General features: G+C 33.2%; 3 protein-coding genes and 1 pseudogene. All 4 read left to right on the plus strand.

The genetic code is table 11. The features are described 5' to 3' along the window. Positions 1 to 64: 64 nt before the first annotated feature. Positions 65 to 202, plus strand: a pseudogene (locus tag BUB43_RS11595) (RHS repeat-associated core domain-containing protein); the annotation flags it as partial. A 537-nt stretch (positions 203 to 739) separates the two neighbouring features. Next, positions 740 to 1,036, plus strand: coding sequence for a hypothetical protein (locus tag BUB43_RS10895; RefSeq protein WP_073181053.1), 297 nt, complete (start codon positions 740 to 742; stop codon positions 1,034 to 1,036). Between the two features lie 280 nt (positions 1,037 to 1,316). Continuing rightward, a complete protein-coding gene (locus BUB43_RS10900) occupies positions 1,317 to 2,135 on the plus strand; it encodes a hypothetical protein (RefSeq protein WP_073181055.1) in 819 nt (272 codons plus the stop codon). Beyond that, on the plus strand, positions 2,135 to 2,320 hold the full coding sequence (locus BUB43_RS11175) for a hypothetical protein (RefSeq protein ID WP_143154121.1): 186 nt from the start codon (positions 2,135 to 2,137) through the stop codon (positions 2,318 to 2,320). The genes BUB43_RS10900 and BUB43_RS11175 overlap by 1 nt, the downstream gene beginning before the upstream one ends. Positions 2,321 to 2,449 lie beyond the last annotated feature (129 nt).

The raw sequence follows: 2,449 nt of genomic DNA on the forward strand, positions 1-2,449 counted from the left end.
AATAACAAACCTGTGCAGGCATTTGCCTGCAGAGGCGCAGAAGTTCTTTTAGATTTTTAGCAGTTACACCTCCCACGAGTATTTTGCAGAAGTAGGATTGATACACATGAACGGAAGGCTATACGACCCTCTGTTGGGAAGATTTTTAAATGCTGATGAGAACATACAGGATATTTTCAACACCCAGAACTATAACAAATATGAAACTCCTTTTCCACAACTACGAGTTACAACTACCATTTTGGCAATGGCTCAAGCATCAATCAATACCCTTTATTTAGATAGATTATGATATACAAGGACTTGCTTAAAGTAAGCATATATTTTGTTGCAATAAAACTTTTTATAGACTTTGGTTCGCAACTACCCGAGAGAATTTATAATTCATTCTATTTAAAGACGGGTAGCTTAAGCGTAGATGTTTTACTGTATACTTTGATAAATCTTTTTTTTATCATATTACTGCTCGCCAAAGGTGGATTTTTCGTGGATATTCTTTTTAAAGAAAAAAAAGAGTTGTTAAAAGAAAGCTTTAAATCATCAAATGCTGTCCTCAAAATTGCCTTAATAGTTTGTTCATACTATGTTATTTTAAATAGTTTATTCTCCTTGATAATGATTTTGCCTAATTTTCAATTTAACTCTTATACATTAGGAGTTTTAATGAACATCATTATTTCATTCCTAATATTGTTTTTCTCGGAGAAAATTTCCGTGAAATATAGAATTTAAGAGAAATATGAAAAAGCGAATTAAAGACAATGAGTTGAAAGAAAAAAAATCAGATTTTTTTGAAGTGTTTGAAGAATGGCACGACAGAAAATATAGTGATGAATACCGATATAGAAATAAACTTCCTTTCTATTTTAACCAAAAAAACTATTTAAAAATAGGTTTTTTATCTTTGGTTATTCCACTGCTATGCCTGATTATATCAATTATTATAGATTTGGGAATAGGATTTTATATATTTTTTTTGCTAACCTGTTTCCCAGGAATGAGACTGATTATAAAATATTATAATTCAAAACAATAATGACGCCTTTGCTTTGTGAGGCGTTTTTATTTTGTAATGTTCCAGATGTGTTGGTTTCCCGTAACCATCAAGCTTTAAGAGATAAAATGTGAAATAAACATAGCAAACCTGTGCAGGCATTTGCCTGCAAAAGCGTAGAAGTTCTTTTTGGTTTTTTAATGGGGTTTGTCTTATGAGGTAAATATTGTATATTTGAAAACTATAAAGAGAGCAGCGGTTCTTACAAATTTTTGCACAAGGACTACCTGGGCAGTATGCTCAAACATTTGGAAACGCTATATTGCAGGCTGCCGCACATGGCATATCGCAAGGCGCGCTTTCCCTAATGCAGGGTGTTAGTTTCAAGCAGGCATTTATAGCAGGTGCATTAGGTAGTTTGGGTGCAAGTGCCTGGGGTTATGCGCTTAATAAGGTCGGGTTGTCACAATTTGCTTCAAGTGCAGTAGGGACAGTTGCATTTGGAGCATTGTCAGGAGGTATTGGAGCTGAGCTTAGCGGTGGCAATTTTTGGCAAGGTGCTGCTATTGGTGCTGTAGTTACTGTTTTCAATCATTTCAATCATGAAGAACCACCAACAGATTTTAATGAAGATTATTATTATGATCCCGAAACAGGATATTCATATTTTAAAACATCAGAATATTTATACGAAGTAAGAGACCAATCTGGAAAACTTATACAAGAAAAATATATTTCTCAAGTTGCCATTAAATATAAATTTGCGGATGTTAGACAGCAAATGGAAGGATATAAAATTCTAGGAAATGTATTAACTGGAATTGGGTTTGCAATGACAATTACAGGGGTTGGTGCTCCTGCAGGAGTAGTTTTAATGACTTTAGGAGGAGGCATCAATACTGTTGTTGCGGCAATAAATACAACTACCTATCTAGCAGAAAAAAGATATAGTAAGGCAGGCTGGGAAGCAGGAGGAGAAGCAGCAAGTGCAATTACTGGTGGTGTTGCAGGAAAGTTAATTAAGCCTAGCAAAGATTTATTTCGAGGATACAATAGTGAGCTGGGAGAACAGGTTATTTCTACATTTACTGGAGAAGTAGCAACTCCAATAATAGAACAACAAGTTAAAACTGTTTACTAGTGAAATTAATAATAGGAATATCAATGGTAATAATGGGAGTTTTATTATCATATTTAAAAATTAAAAAAAAAATTTTAATAGAAGAATCAAGGGATGATTTTTATATACCACCACATATAATAAAATTTTGGGGAATAATTTCAATACTTATTATTGGAGGAATAATATTGATTTTTCAAGAGTAAATATTTCAGAAAGAAAAAACTACTTCTTTTATTATGTAGACTCCCCATTTTCAGTACGCTTCAAAAGTAGAATTTTTTCTTGATATTTTACTGCTGTTGTTGTCGGATGTGGAAAAGCGGTCAGGAAAA

Origin of the sequence: Cruoricaptor ignavus (assembly GCF_900141665.1) — a bacterium.
GTDB lineage: Bacteria > Bacteroidota > Bacteroidia > Flavobacteriales > Weeksellaceae > Cruoricaptor > Cruoricaptor ignavus.

Coding starts and splice junctions, on each gene's coding strand:
- BUB43_RS10895 (WP_073181053.1), top strand. CDS start 740: ATGAAAAAGCGAATTAAAGACAATGAGTTGAAAGAAAAAAAATCAGAT.